The sequence below is a fragment of the Streptomyces sp. NPDC048461 genome (assembly GCF_055587105.1).
This window is the reverse complement of sequence record NZ_JBVJGW010000025.1, coordinates 60589-73103: the sequence shown is the minus strand read 5'-3', so window position 1 is coordinate 73103 and position 12515 is coordinate 60589. Positions and strand designations below refer to the sequence as shown.

The window sequence follows — 12515 nt, the reverse complement described above, 5'->3', positions numbered from 1 at the left end:
GGCGCCGCGGGGTGCCGTAGGGTGGTGTTCACCGACGCGGGGTGGAGCAGCTCGGTAGCTCGCTGGGCTCATAACCCAGAGGTCGCAGGTTCAAATCCTGTCCCCGCTACTGCCCAGGAGGGCCCGGATCCTTACGGATCCGGGCCCTCCTGTCGTTTCCGGTCCCGTCCGCGCCGTCCGGAGAAATCCGTTTCGTGCCGTGGCGGATTCCCCTACGGTGGCGCGGTGACGACTCGGATGATCATTCTCAACGGCGGTTCCAGCTCGGGGAAGTCCGGGATCGTGCGGTGCCTGCAGGCCGTGCTGCCGGATCCGTGGCTGGCGTTCGGCTGTGACGCGTTCGTCGACGCGCTGCCGGCGGCCATGCGGGAATCGGACGCGGGGATCGAGATCGCGGCGGACGGCCGGGTCAGCGTCGGCGCGGACTTCCGGACGCTGGAGGCGGCCTGGACCGAGGGTATCGCCGCGATGGCCCGTGCCGGCGCCCGGATCGTCGTCGACGACGTGTTCCTCGGCGGGGCGGCGTCCCAGCGGCGGTGGCGGGAGGCCGTCGGCTCGCTGGAGGTGCTGTGGGTCGGCGTCAGGTGCGACGGCGCGGTGGCGGCGGGCCGCGAGCTCGCACGGGGCGACCGGGTCCGGGGGATGGCCTCGTCCCAGGCGGACCTGGTCCACCGGGGCGTCGTCTACGACCTGGAGGTCGACACGACGCACACCGAACCCCTGACGAGCGCGCGCACCATCGCCGCCCACGTCATCCCCTGACTGCCACGGGCCCTCACGCACGCTGCGGGGCGGGGGGTCAGGGGCGGCGGGTCACGGGGTGGTGCGGTCCGGGAAGGTGAAGGTGTAGCCGCGTGCGGCGAGCCAGGGGAGGTACTCCTTCAGCGCCGCGACCGTCTCGCTGCGGTCACCGCCGCCGTCGTGGAAGAGCACCGTCGGCTGCGGGGGCAGGCCGTTCTCCACCGCGGACACGATGGCCGGCAGGCCCGGCCTGCTCCAGTCCTTCGGGTCCACGCTCCATCCCAGGGGCCGCATGCCGCTCGCGGCGGCTATGACGCGGCTGTCCGGCGTGAACGCGCCGCCGGGAGCCCGGTAGTAGTCGACGGCTACGCCCGGGGCCGCCTTCTCGATCATGTCCTTGGCCTCGAGGATCTGCTGCTTCTGGTAGGCGACGGGCTTGTGGTCCATCGTCACGTCGTGGTCGACGGAGTGGTCGCACAGCCGGTGCCCGGCGGCGGCGACCTGGCGGACGAGGTCGGGGTGCGCGCGCGCCTCGGTCCCGATCATGCAGAACGTCGCCTTGACGTGGTTCTCCTTGAGCACCTGGAGGACCTGCGGCGTCCAGCGGGGGTCCGGGCCGTCGTCGATCGTGATCGCGATGCCGCGGCCGGGGCCCTCGGCGAGGCGGGAGATGCCGAGCGGAACCTTCGCGGCGGCGGCTGCGGCTGCGGGGGCGCCTGCGGGGGCGCTGCCGGCGGGCGGCCGGGCGGGGTTCCGGCCGGCGGGGACGTCCGTCGCGGCGAGGGCCGGGGCTCCCGCCGCGGCGAGGAGGCCGAGTACGGCGGCCGCCACGGTGACGCTTGCCCGCCGCCGGGACCCGGAACTGCTGACGATGCCCATGAATGCGCTCTTCCGCTCGTGCTCGGCCCCCCGGTCTCACGTACGCGATCCAGGCTACGGAAGACGCGACGGGCACCTCATCGGCCGATCGGCCGGCATCCCGGTCACCCCGGGCCGCGGATCCCGTGCCACGTCTGCCCTGGACGGGTAAATGTCGACAAAGACGAGGCGTTTTGCGCCATTTGGAGGGATTCATCACACCAAACAGCTTTCACGCAACACGACTCACGAAAAGTTTTTCACGTATTGCTTGACGGGTGTGCTCCCGACAAGCGATGCTCTTGCTGCGCAGCCACACCGGCCGCGGCACCGGGGAATGCCACCGGCCATGAAGTCGAGATCACGCCAGGGAGCGGACAGTGAACATCGTCGCCACGCAGCAGACAGCCGCCGCCACGACCCAGCAGGTTTCGGCGGAAGCCTCGGTGCCGGCGCAGCTGCCCCGCATCGACAACGCCCGCGAGGTCGCTCCGGCCGACGCCCGCGCCCTGTCGAAGGTCTTCTTCCTCCGCCTCAGCACCCTGGAGGAAGGCACCCCGGAGCGTCAGTACGTCCGCAACACGCTGATCGAGATGAACCTGTCGCTGGTCCAGTTCGCGGCGCGCCGCTTCCGCAACCGCACGGACGGCACCGACATCGAGGACCTGATCCAGGTCGGCACGATCGGCCTCATCAAGGCCATCGACCGCTTCGACCCGGCCATGGGCAACGAGTTCACCACCCTGGCGCTCCCCTACATCACCGGGGAGATCAAGCGTCACTTCCGCGACGCGACCTGGGCGGTGCACGTCCCGCGGCGGCTCCAGGAGCTGCGCATCCAGCTGGCCCGCGGCAAGGAGGAGCTCAGCGCGGACCTCGACCGCGCGCCGACGGTCCGGGAGCTGGCGACCCACCTGAACCTCACCGACGACGAGGTCATCGAAGGCCTCGTCGCCGCGAACGGCCACTCCAGCCAGTCCCTCGACAACGACCAGGACGAGTCCTCCGACAGCGCCCCGCGCGCTCTCGCCGACACGCTCGGCGAAGACGACCCGGCCATGGAGCTCTTCGAGGACCTGCACAGCCTCGCGCCCCTGCTGGAGCAGCTCGCGGGACGCGAGAAGCTCATCATCCAGATGCGCTTCGGCCAGGAGATGACGCAGGCCCAGATCGGCGAGCGCCTCGGCATCTCCCAGATGCAGGTCTCCCGCCTCCTGACCCGCACGCTCTCCCGCCTGCGCGAGGGCATGCTCGCCACCAACTGACGACACCCGGGAGCCCGGCTCCCGGACCCGTCCCGCGGGGTCAGCGCGGGAAAGGCCCGTGGACGGGGCCGCCGCAGAACGGGGTGAACGCCATGCAGAACCTGAACCTGGTCGAGGGCCCTCCCACCGACCATCCGCTCGAGTGCACCTGCAGGCCCGAACGCGCCGCGCAGGCGCGCGACGCCGCGTGCGGCTTCCTGGCGGACCTGAATCCGCCCCCGCCGGAGACGACCGTCCAGAACGTGCTGCTGCTGGTGTCCGAACTCGTCACCAACGCCCTGCGTCACGCCGGTTCGGTGACGGCGCTGCACCTGCGCGCCGACCGCCACCTCATCCAGGTCACCGTCGAGGACCCCAGCTCCGCCCACCCCCAGGACCGCAGCCCCGACCTCTCCGGCCGGACCGGCGGGTTCGGCTGGCCCCTGGTCCAGCGCCTCGCCCAGTCGGTGACCGTCGTCCAGCCGCAGTTCGGCCCGGGCAAGGCGATCATCGCCGCCCTCCCCCGCTGACTCCGCGCCCCGCCCCGCCCCGGCCCGTGTTCGCTTCCGGGCCCGGTCGGGGCGGTCTGCATCCTGCAGCCACGCGGTCGAGCCGGCGTGCGACGGGCCTTTGAAAGCGCTCTCATACACATATCGCACACAACTCTGCCTGGATCGCACCGCTTTGCCCGGATGTGCCGCCCCTCACCTTCGGGCCAGGCAGCTTGATGACCGCCCGGATCGCCCACGGGGACCCCGGCACACGGCAAGGTTGTTTCTGCACCGACCGACCGGCGCGGATCGCCCACAAGGCCGGGTCCGCGTCCGCACCACATCACCTGAACCCTGGGGAACCCATGTTGAAGCGCTTCGTCATCGCCCTGTCCGTCACGGCGTCCGCCCTGCTGCTGCCGGCCACCGCCGCACAGGCCGCGGACGGGACCGTCACGGCGGCGACCACGGGCGAGAGCGGCGCCGCCACGACGACCGGGGTACGCCAGATCCGCACGCCCTCCGGCGCCGTGGTCACCGTCGGCACGAGCACCGGCGGCATCCGGCTGAGCGACCCGACCGACAGCTCCTGGGGCGGCTGACCGCGACGGCCCGAGGGCCGTGGCGGACATCAGGAGAGGGAGACCCGCGGTCGCGGGTCTCCCTCCCCCGTTTCCGCGCCGCGCACCGTCAGTCCGACGGCTGCCGCAGGGCGATGACGGCGTACCGGGCGCGCGGCGTGCACTCGGCGCGGTGGGACCACCCCGCCGGTACGTACAGCACCTCGCCGGGCAGCAGCCGGCACCGGAAGGCCCCGGGCCGGCCGTCCTCGCGCGATCCGGCCAGCCGCCAGGTACCGGCGCCCGTCACCTGGCGGATCAGCAGGTGGTCGCGGTCGGACACCGCACCGGCGCGCACGACCGGGCGGCCCGGGTCCCCGGCGCCGCCCGACTCCGCGTGGACGCTCACCGTCCGGACGGCCAGGCCGGTCAGGGTGCCCAGTTCGGCGGTGAACCGGTCCAGCCGCGCCGCATGCGCGGCGGAGCCGCCGGGACCAGAGCAGTCGGCGTCGTCGCCGAACGCCGGATGGTCGTGCTCGGGCCACAGCACGCCCGGAGCCCGGCCCACGTGGACCGAGAGGAACAGGACCACCTCGCGCAGGTGCGGCGCCGCCCGTTCACAGCCTTCGTCCGGCCTGTCCATTCGATGCCCCTCCTGCTTCCGCCCGCGGCCCGCCGCTCCGCGCCGGCCGCCCGGCACCGGGTGCGTTCGCGGCCGTGGCTCCACAGCTGTCGTCGAAGGAGCATGCGTCAGGCCGGCGCCCGGGCAACAGACACGAGAACGCGTGACAGACGGCACCCGGCGCCCCCGCCCCGCCGGCCGTACACCGACGGGGCGGGGCGGGGCACGCGCGCGTACGCGTCAGCCCGCGGCCGGCGAGTCCGGGGACGGAGCCGGGGCCGGGGAGTCCGTGGGCACTGCCTTCACTCCGGCCTCCGCCACGGCGTCCTCGTCCAGGAGTCCGCGCGCCGCGGCGGCGACGCCCGCCTGGAAGCGGCTGCCCGCGCCGAGTTCCTGCATGATGTCGGCGATGTGGCGGCGGGCCGTGCGCAGCGACATGCCCAGGCGGCGGGCGATGGCCTCGTCCTTCAGCCCGGCTGCCAGGAGCCGGATGATGGTCTCGTGGATCTCGCGGGCCACCTCTTCGAGCCCTTGGCCGACGGCGTTCGAGAAGGGGGACGCGAGGTCCCAGGTCTGGTCGAAGATGTCGCACAGGTAGGCCACGGTGGACGGCTCCCGGATCACCACGGCGCCCCAGCTGCCGTCGTTGACCGGTATGAACGCCAGCTCCCGGTCGAAGGCGATCAGCCGGCCGAACAGCTCGTGCGCGGTCCGGTACTGCGCCCCCAGCGCGGAGGCGGCCTCGACGTAGGCCTGGCTCGGGCCGTTGAAGCGCGCGGTGTGGTGGTAGAGGGTGCGGATCGAGATGCCGCGCTCGAGCATCGCCTCGTCGCGCAGCAGCGCCTCCTGCATCGCCTCCGGGACCCGGCTCCCCCCGCCCGGCTGGGAGCTGAGCATCTCGGTGGTGCAGGCGAGCGAGGCCCGGTTGAGGGCTCCCCGTACCTCCTCCAGGCCGCCCAGCACCTCCAGCGAGTCCCCGGCGGAGCGGCGCTGGACGTAGTGCGGTACGAACCGCCCGATGTCCTCGCGGATCCCGCTGATCGCCCGCTGCCGCTCGCGGATCTGCGCCTCCAGGGGCGCCACCAGTTGCGAGGCGGCGGTGTCCGGAGCGACCGCGAAGGCCACCGTCGGCTCGTCGGGGCTCACGTGAAGGAGCCGGGAGCGTCGCAGGCGCTCCACGCTGAGCCGGATCTCGTCCGTGTCGCGCCCGGTCCCGGCGGCGACCGCCTGCACGTCCACCGTGCGGTGTTCGAGCACCCAGCCGTAGACGTCGAGGTCGATGTCGTTCGGATCAGACACCGCATCAGAAATTAGCATTGGCCCCACATTGCCCGTTTCGCCCCCGGTCGCTTTACTGCCAGGCACTTTGGTGAGGTGCCCGCCCCCTGGCGCCAGGATAAGCAAGGCGAAAGTCTGTTCTGGACGAACAACGGCCGGGTACCGGACCCTTCGGTGGCCCCGCTGCGGAATTGGCGCGATCCCGACGACGCACCCGTTCCGCCCCTCCACCCAGACCAGGAAACCGGAGCCCCTCATGCTCGACGCCACGCTCGACTCCCCCGTGCGCGAACTGCCCGCCCTGACCCCCCGCGAGCGGGAGGTCCTCGCGCACCTCGCGCAGGGGGACACGTACCGGATGATCGCCCGGCGGATGGGCCTGAGCCCGCACACGGTCGACACCTACCTGCGGCGGCTGCGCAGCAAGACGGGCGCCGTGAACCGCACGCAGCTCACCCACCTGGCGTTCCGGCTGGGCTACTGACCGCTCCTACTGACCGCTCCGGTACGCGGCGTCCTCCTCGAAGTCGCGCATCCGGCGCAGCGGGGAGCAGAGCAGCACCAGCGGAGCCGCCGAGAGCGCCGCCGTGAAGACCCACAACGCCGCCCGTACGCCCAGCAGTTCGCCCAGGAATCCCGCCATCAGGCCGCTGAAGGGGAGCACGCCCCACACGAGGAAGCGCATGGTGGCGGTCATCCGGCCGAGCAGGTGCGGCGGGCAGACCGTCTGCCGGTAGGTGACCTGGCAGATGTTGTAGACGGTGACGCCGGCCGACTGGGCCAGCGAGCCGAGGACGAACAGGGCGATCCGCCAGTCCTTGTCGGCCAGCGGCAGCAGCAGGCCGAAGGGCATCGTGACCAGCAGGGACAGCCAGGTGAGGCGGGCCGCGCCTACGGCCCGGGTGAGCCGGTCGGTGAGCGTGGCGGCCAGCACCGATCCGATCGTGGCCGTCGTGAGCACCCAGCCGATGGCGGCGGGCGGCAGTCCCACCGTCCGGGTCAGGAAGAGGACCTCGATCGCCACGACCGCGCTCAGGAAGAGGTTGACGGCGGCCGTGTTGAGGGCGATGAGCCGCAGGATGCGGTGGCCCAGGACGTAACCGAGGCCCTCGCGGATGTCGCGCAGCAGGTGCCGGCGCGGCGCGGGGGCGGGCTTCTCCTCCCGCGCCTCGATCCGGCCCAGCAGCGCGACGGAGATCAGCGAGGTGACGGCCTGTCCGGCCAGCGTCCCGGCCGCGCCGAGGAGTTGCACCAGGAAGCCGGCGATGCCGGGCCCCGCGAATTCCGCGCCCGACCGCACCGTCTCCAGCTTGGAGTTGCCGGCGATCAGGGTGTTGCGGCCGATCAGGGTCGGCAGGTAGCTCTGGTCGGCCACGTCGCCGAACAGCCGGGCGCATCCCAGCAGCAGGGCCGCCGCGTACAGCAGCCCCATCGAGTGCAGGTCGAGCAGGTAGGCCACCGGTACGGCGGTGAGCAGTACGGCCCGGGCCAGGTCGGCGGCCATCATGACGCCCCGGCGGCGCATCCGGTCGACCCACGCGCCCGCGGGCAGGCCCAGCAGCAGGAACGCCGCGTGCTCCGCCGCGGCCAGCAGGCCCACCTGCAGGGCCGAGGCGTCCAGGGTGAGGACGGCCATGAGCGGCAGGGCGACGTAGGTGATGCTGCCGCCCAGTTCGTTGCAGATGTGGGACGACATGAACCTGCGGAAGTCCCGGCGCTGCCTGCGCTCCAGGGCGGGACCGCCGCCTTCCTCGACGGCTGCGGGTACGGGTCCGGGTGCGGGGGCGGACTCGTCGGTGGGGACGGACACGGCTTCGTTCCTTGTCTGGGCTCGGGGTGGTCCTGCGGGGACCTGGTTCATCGCGGTGCGAGGGCGGGCAGGGCCCCGGGGTCGAGCTTGCCGCCGGGTGTCCGCGGCAGCCGGTCCACCAGCGTCACACGGGCCGGCACGAGGTATCCGGGCACCCTGGCCAGAAGGTGACCGCGCAGCGCCTCGGCGGTGAGCGGGCTGCCGGGGGCGACGGCGGCCCAGGCGGCCACCTGCGGGGCACCCGGCTCGCCGACGGCGCGGGCGACCACGTCCACCACGTCGGGGTGGCCCGCGAGCGCCGCCTCGACCTCCTTGAGCTCCACCCGGTGGCCCCTGATCTTGACCTGGTCGTCCGCGCGCCCGAGGAAGACGAGCGTGCCGTCCGGGGCGCGGCGGACCCGGTCCCCCGTGCGGTACATGCGCTCGCCGGGTCCTTCGGCGAACGGGTCGGCGACGAACCGTTCCGAGGTCAGCGCGGGACGGTGGTGGTAGCCCCGGGCCAGGCAGGCTCCGGCCAGGTACAGTTCACCGGCGCTGCCGGGGGCCGCCTCCCGCAGGTCCTCGTCCAGGACGTGGGCCCGTACGCCGGACAGCGGCACGCCCAGCGGGATGACCTCGTCGCCGGTGAACCCCGCGAGCGCCTCGGGGTTGGGCTCGTAGGAGGTGGCGGTGATGGTGGACTCGGTGAGGCCGTAGCAGCTGATCACCGGCGGCCCGCCGGCGGCGGACCAGCGCACCAGGTCGGCGGTGCGGCCCGCGTCGCTGCCGATCACGACGCGGCGCAGGGTGGCGGGCAGGGGCCGGGGGCGGTGCTCGACGTCCTTGGCCCACTGTGCCCAGTACGGGGTGGGGAGGTTCACGACGGTGACGCCCGCCTCCGCGAGGAAGGGCTCCAGTTCGGCGGGCGAGACGACGTTGTCCCGGACGAAGACGGCGGCGCCGCCCGTGCACCAGGTGGGCAGGGCCTCCTCCAGGGACACGTCGAAGGCGGGGGCGGCGAACTGCAGGACGCGGTCGTCCCCGGTCAGCCCGTAGCGCTCGGCGAGGGTCCGGACCTGTGCGGCCAGCCCCCCGTGGGCGACCGCGACGGGCTTGGGCAGGCCGGTGGAGCCGGAGGTGAACAGGACGTAGGCCAGGGAGCCGGGGGCGGTGTCCGCCGGCAGCGGCGCGCCGTCCGGAGGGAGGTTCCGGCCGTTCGCGTCCGTGGTCCGGTCGGTGGACGCCCAGAACAGCTCGGCTCCGCAGCGGCGTTGCAGCTCGGCCGCCGCGAGGGCGTCCGGGGTGACCGCGTGGCGGGTGCCCGCGGCCCCCAGCAGTGTGCGCAGCCGCTCGTCGGGGGCGTCCAGGTCGGCGAGGAGGGCGGCCGCGCCCGCGTACCAGATGCCCAGCAGCCCGACGGCCCAGTGGAAGCCGCGGCGGGCCCCGACGAGCACGGTGTCCTCCGGTCCGGCGCCGGCGGCGCGCAGTTCGCGGGCCACCGCCCGGGCCTGCCCGTCGAACTGGCGGTACGTCAGCTCGCCGTCCGGGCCGCGGACCGCGATCGCCTCGGGGGTGAGACCGGCCTGGCGCGCGATGCGCGAGGGCACGGTGGTCTCGGTGCGGATCATGGGGGTGTCTCCTGGGATGTACGGGCGGGCGCTGCGCGGGCGGGCACGTCCCGTGCCCGCGGCGGGGTCAGGCGCGGTCACGGGCGCGCGGGCGCAGGGCCGGGCGGGAGGGCGCGGGCGCGGCGGCGGTCAGGCGGGCGGCGATGCCGGCCGGGGTCGGGGTCTCGAAGAGGTCGCGGATGTTCAGCCGGACCCCCAGTTCGGTGCCGATGCGGCCCGTCAGCCGGGTGGCCAGCAGGGAGTGGCCGCCGTGGGCGAAGAAGTCGTCGTCCATGCCGGCCTCCGGGAGTCCCAGCACGGCGGCGAAGATCGCGCAGACGGTCTGCTCGGCGGGGGTGCCGGGGAGCCGTCCGGCGGGCCGGTAGACGGTGGCCGGGTCGGGCAGCGCCTTGCGGTCAAGCTTGCCGTTGGTGGTGAGCGGGAAGGCCGGCAGGTGCAGGAACAGCGACGGGACCATGTAGTTGGGCAGGCTGCGGCCGAGGGCCGTGCGGACCTCGTCGGCGCCCGGGGTGCCCGTGAAGTAGCAGATGAGCCGCTGCTGGGCGGCGTGGTCGCGGTCCACGGCGACGACGGCCTCACCGACGCCGGGGACGGCGCGCAGCGCGGTCTCCACCTCGCCGAGTTCGATGCGGTTGCCGCGGATCTTGACCTGGTGGTCCTGGCGGCCGAGGAAGTCGAGCTGGCCGTCGGCGCGCATCCGGGCGAGGTCGCCCGTGCGGTACATGCGGCTTCCGGGCTCGGCGGCGAACGGATCGGGTACGTAGCGCTCGCACGTGCGGCGGGGGTCCGCGAGGTAGCCGGGTCCCACGCCGGTGCCGGCGATGAACAGCTCGCCGGGGACGCCGGGCGGGACGGGCGCGAGGGCCGCGTCGAGGAGGTACAGGCGGTTGTTGCGCAGGGGGCGGCCGACGGGGAGCCTGCCGTGCTCCAGCTGGGCGTCGACGTCGTGGCCGATGAAGGCGTGGGTGTTGTCGTCGGAGCACTCGGTGAGGCCGTACGCGTTGACGATCGCGGCGGCCGGGTGGCGCGCGTACCAGCGGGTGCACAGTTCCGGCGGCAGCACCTCGCCGTTGACGATGAACCAGCGCAGCGCGGGGAGCTCCGGGGGGAGCACACCGGTGTCCCAGAGGTCGACGGCGGCCCGGACGAAGGAGGGGACCGTCTCCAGGACGGTGGTCCCGCGGGCCGCGGCGTCGTCGAAGAGCGCGGCGGGGTCGCGGGCCACGTCGCGGGAGACGAGGTGGACCCGTCCGCCGGTGATGAGCGGGGCGAGCATCTGCCAGACCGAGATGTCGAAGGTGAGCGGGGCGTTCATCACCACGCGGTCGTCCTCGGTCAGCCGCAGGTCGTCGAGCTTGGCGAGGAGGTGGTTGTTCATGCCCCGGCGGTGGACCATGGCGCCCTTGGGCTTTCCGGTGGATCCGGAGGTGAAGCAGACGTAGGCGAGGGCGTCGGGTCCGCCGGCCGACGGGGGCCGCTCCCCCGGGGCCGCGGCCGCGTCGTCGAGGACCAGGACGGGCAGGCCGCCGGGGACCGCGGCGGCGATCTCCTCGGCGCGGGCCCGCTGCTCGGGGGCGGCCAGCAGCCGGGCCGCTCCCCCGGTGGCGAGGAGTTCGGCGGTGCGGGCGACGGGTCCCTCGGGGTCGAGGGGGACGTACGCCGCGCCGGCGCCGAGGATGCCGAGGAGGGCGACGGGGACCCGGGCGGTGGGCTCGCTGAGGACGGCGACCAGGTCGCCGGGGCCCACGCCGTCGGCGAGCAGGCCCAGCGCGAGCGCGTCGGCGCGGGCCGTCAGCTCGGCGAAGGTCAGCTCGCGGCCGCCGTCGTCGGTGGTGGCGACGGCGTCCGGACGGCGCTCGGCCTGCCGCCGTACGCGCTCCACGACCTCCGCGTAGTCCTCGTCGCGGGCGGTGTCGTTCCACTCGACCAGGACCCGGTGCCGCTCGGCCGCGGACAGCAGGTCAAGCCGTCCCGCCGGGCGGGTCGGGTCGTCGGCGACGGCCTCCAGCAGCCGCGCGAGGCGCTCCAGCAGGGCCTGGGTCGAGGCCCGGTCGAAGACGTCCGGGCGGTAGTCGATCTGGAGGCGCAGCCGGGTTCCGGGGATCGCGGTCAGCGAGAGCGGATAGTGGGCGGCGTCGTACGGGTCCACTCCGGTGACCCGGAGGGCGCCGGCGCCGAGCGCGGCGAGGCCCGCGGCGTCGACGGGGTAGTTCTGGAAGGCGACGCAGGAGTCGAAGAGCTCGCCCGCGCCCGCGAGCCGCTGGATCTCGACGAGTCCGAGGTGGTGGTGGTCGATCAGCCGTGCCTGCTCGTCCTGGAGCCGCTCGAACAGGGCGATCAGCGGCTCCTCCGGGTCGATCCGGACCCGGACCGGCACCGTGTTGATGCACAGGCCCACGATGTCGGCGACGCCGGGAAGCTCCGGGTCGCGGCCGCTGACGACGGCGCCGAAGACGACGTCGTCGGAGCGGATCTGCTGCCCGAGCAGGAGCGCCCAGGCGCCCTGGAGCAGGGTGCCGGCGGTGATGCGGTGCTCCCGCGCCAGGGCGGTGAGGCGTTCGGTGAGCGGCTGCGTCAGATACGTCTCGACGCGGTCGGGCAGGACCGAGCCGGGCGGCGGGGAGACGGGCGCGGTCCGGGTTCCGCCCGCGAGGCCGTCCAGGGCCCGGGTCCAGGTGTCCCGCGCGGCGGCCGTGTCGCGGCTCGCGAGGCGGTTCAGGAAGGCGGCGTACGGCGTGACCGGCCCGAGCCCCGCGTCCGGGCCGTCCGCGTCGTGCAGGGCGAGCAGTTCGCGCACCAGGACGGGCCAGGACCAGCCGTCCATCAGGATGTGGTGGTAGGTCAGCAGCAGCCGGTGGCTGAGGGGGCCGGTGCGGATCAGGGTGAAGCGCAGCAGCGGCGGGCGGCCGAGGTCGAAGCGGCGGGCCCGGTCCTCGTCGAGCAGGGCGGCGACGGCGGCCGCCCGGCCGGTGTCGGAGAGGGCGGACAGGTCGGTCTCCTCCCAGGGGGCCCGTACGCCGCGCTGGACGACCTGGGCGGGCTCGCCCGAGGCGCGGCGCAGGAAGCCCGCGCGGAGGTTGGCGTGCCGTTCCAGCACGGTGTCGGCGGCGGCGCGCAGCCGGGCCGGGTCGAGGGGGCCGTCGAGGTCGAGGAGCAACTGGGCGACGTACACGTCGCGTTCCTCCTCGTCGAACAGGGCGTGGAAGAGGATGCCGTCCTGGAGCGGGGAGAGCGGCAGGACGTCCTCGACCAGGGAACGGGCGGCGGCGGGAGCGGACGGGGGGTGGTTCACGGTGGTGTTCCT

Annotated in this window: 11 protein-coding genes and 1 tRNA gene; 6 read left to right on the top strand and 6 right to left on the bottom strand. The window is 73.9% G+C overall.

Going from position 1 to position 12515, the window contains the following annotated elements:
* Nucleotides 1–35 precede the first annotated feature (35 nt).
* Nucleotides 36–109: transfer RNA gene (locus ACZ6S8_RS31835), tRNA-Met, on the top strand.
* Nucleotides 110–225: 116 nt separating this feature from the next.
* Complete coding sequence (gene cpt, locus ACZ6S8_RS31830; RefSeq protein ID WP_469460900.1) at nt 226–762, top strand: chloramphenicol phosphotransferase CPT; 537 nt, start codon at nt 226–228, stop codon at nt 760–762.
* Nucleotides 763–813: 51 nt separating this feature from the next.
* Here the strand turns inward: cpt and ACZ6S8_RS31825 are convergent, their stop codons facing one another.
* On the bottom strand, nt 814–1620 hold the full coding sequence (locus ACZ6S8_RS31825) for a polysaccharide deacetylase family protein (protein ID WP_469460899.1): 807 nt from the start codon (nt 1618–1620) through the stop codon (nt 814–816).
* A gap of 359 nt (nt 1621–1979) precedes the next feature.
* Here ACZ6S8_RS31825 and ACZ6S8_RS31820 point away from each other — a divergent pair, with 359 nt between their 5' ends.
* From ACZ6S8_RS31820 to ACZ6S8_RS31810, 3 genes are all read left to right on the top strand, one after another.
* On the top strand, nt 1980–2864 hold the full coding sequence (locus ACZ6S8_RS31820; protein ID WP_469460898.1) for a SigB/SigF/SigG family RNA polymerase sigma factor: 885 nt from the start codon (nt 1980–1982) through the stop codon (nt 2862–2864).
* Nucleotides 2865–2956: 92 nt separating this feature from the next.
* Entirely contained in the window at nt 2957–3373 is a 417-nt protein-coding gene (locus ACZ6S8_RS31815; RefSeq protein ID WP_469460897.1) for an ATP-binding protein, read from the top strand.
* 326 nt (nt 3374–3699) lie between these two features.
* Nucleotides 3700–3936 carry a hypothetical protein gene (locus tag ACZ6S8_RS31810; protein ID WP_469460896.1) on the top strand — a complete coding sequence of 79 codons (237 nt, stop codon included), beginning with the start codon at nt 3700–3702 and terminating at the stop codon, nt 3934–3936.
* Between the two features lie 88 nt (nt 3937–4024).
* On the opposite strand, the gene ACZ6S8_RS31805 is transcribed toward ACZ6S8_RS31810, so the two are convergent.
* Together ACZ6S8_RS31805 and ACZ6S8_RS31800 are read right to left on the bottom strand one after the other, a co-directional pair.
* Nucleotides 4025–4537 carry a hypothetical protein gene (locus ACZ6S8_RS31805; protein WP_469460895.1) on the bottom strand — a complete coding sequence of 171 codons (513 nt, stop codon included), beginning with the start codon at nt 4535–4537 and terminating at the stop codon, nt 4025–4027.
* A gap of 219 nt (nt 4538–4756) precedes the next feature.
* Nucleotides 4757–5815: a helix-turn-helix transcriptional regulator gene (locus tag ACZ6S8_RS31800; RefSeq protein WP_469460894.1), complete on the bottom strand. Its 1059-nt coding sequence runs from the start codon at nt 5813–5815 to the stop codon at nt 4757–4759.
* A 235-nt stretch (nt 5816–6050) separates the two neighbouring features.
* On the opposite strand from ACZ6S8_RS31800, the gene ACZ6S8_RS31795 reads away from it, so the two are divergent.
* Nucleotides 6051–6278, top strand: a complete 228-nt coding sequence (locus ACZ6S8_RS31795) for a response regulator transcription factor (protein WP_469460893.1) — start codon at nt 6051–6053, stop codon at nt 6276–6278.
* A 6-nt stretch (nt 6279–6284) separates the two neighbouring features.
* Here the strand turns inward: ACZ6S8_RS31795 and ACZ6S8_RS31790 are convergent, their stop codons facing one another.
* The 3 genes from ACZ6S8_RS31790 to ACZ6S8_RS31780 all read right to left on the bottom strand — a co-directional run bounded on the left by ACZ6S8_RS31790 (nt 6285) and on the right by ACZ6S8_RS31780 (nt 12503).
* Entirely contained in the window at nt 6285–7604 is a 1320-nt protein-coding gene (locus ACZ6S8_RS31790; RefSeq protein WP_469460892.1) for an MFS transporter, read from the bottom strand.
* Between the two features lie 47 nt (nt 7605–7651).
* The gene (locus tag ACZ6S8_RS31785; RefSeq protein ID WP_469460891.1) at nt 7652–9211 is read right to left on the bottom strand and encodes an amino acid adenylation domain-containing protein; all 1560 of its coding nucleotides are present in this window, start codon (nt 9209–9211) and stop codon (nt 7652–7654) included.
* A gap of 67 nt (nt 9212–9278) precedes the next feature.
* Nucleotides 9279–12503: a non-ribosomal peptide synthetase gene (locus ACZ6S8_RS31780; RefSeq protein WP_469460890.1), complete on the bottom strand. Its 3225-nt coding sequence runs from the start codon at nt 12501–12503 to the stop codon at nt 9279–9281.
* Nucleotides 12504–12515: the final 12 nt, after the last annotated feature.

What these genes read in the sequence shown, in the direction of transcription:
- ACZ6S8_RS31825 (WP_469460899.1), bottom strand. Translation starts at nt 1,620, where the DNA reads ATGGGCATCGTCAGCAGTTCCGGGTCCCGGCGGCGGGCAAGCGTCACC.
- ACZ6S8_RS31815 (WP_469460897.1), top strand. Translation starts at nt 2,957, where the DNA reads ATGCAGAACCTGAACCTGGTCGAGGGCCCTCCCACCGACCATCCGCTC.
- ACZ6S8_RS31810 (WP_469460896.1), top strand. Translation starts at nt 3,700, where the DNA reads ATGTTGAAGCGCTTCGTCATCGCCCTGTCCGTCACGGCGTCCGCCCTG.
- ACZ6S8_RS31805 (WP_469460895.1), bottom strand. Translation starts at nt 4,537, where the DNA reads ATGGACAGGCCGGACGAAGGCTGTGAACGGGCGGCGCCGCACCTGCGC.
- ACZ6S8_RS31795 (WP_469460893.1), top strand. Translation starts at nt 6,051, where the DNA reads ATGCTCGACGCCACGCTCGACTCCCCCGTGCGCGAACTGCCCGCCCTG.
- ACZ6S8_RS31785 (WP_469460891.1), bottom strand. Translation starts at nt 9,211, where the DNA reads ATGATCCGCACCGAGACCACCGTGCCCTCGCGCATCGCGCGCCAGGCC.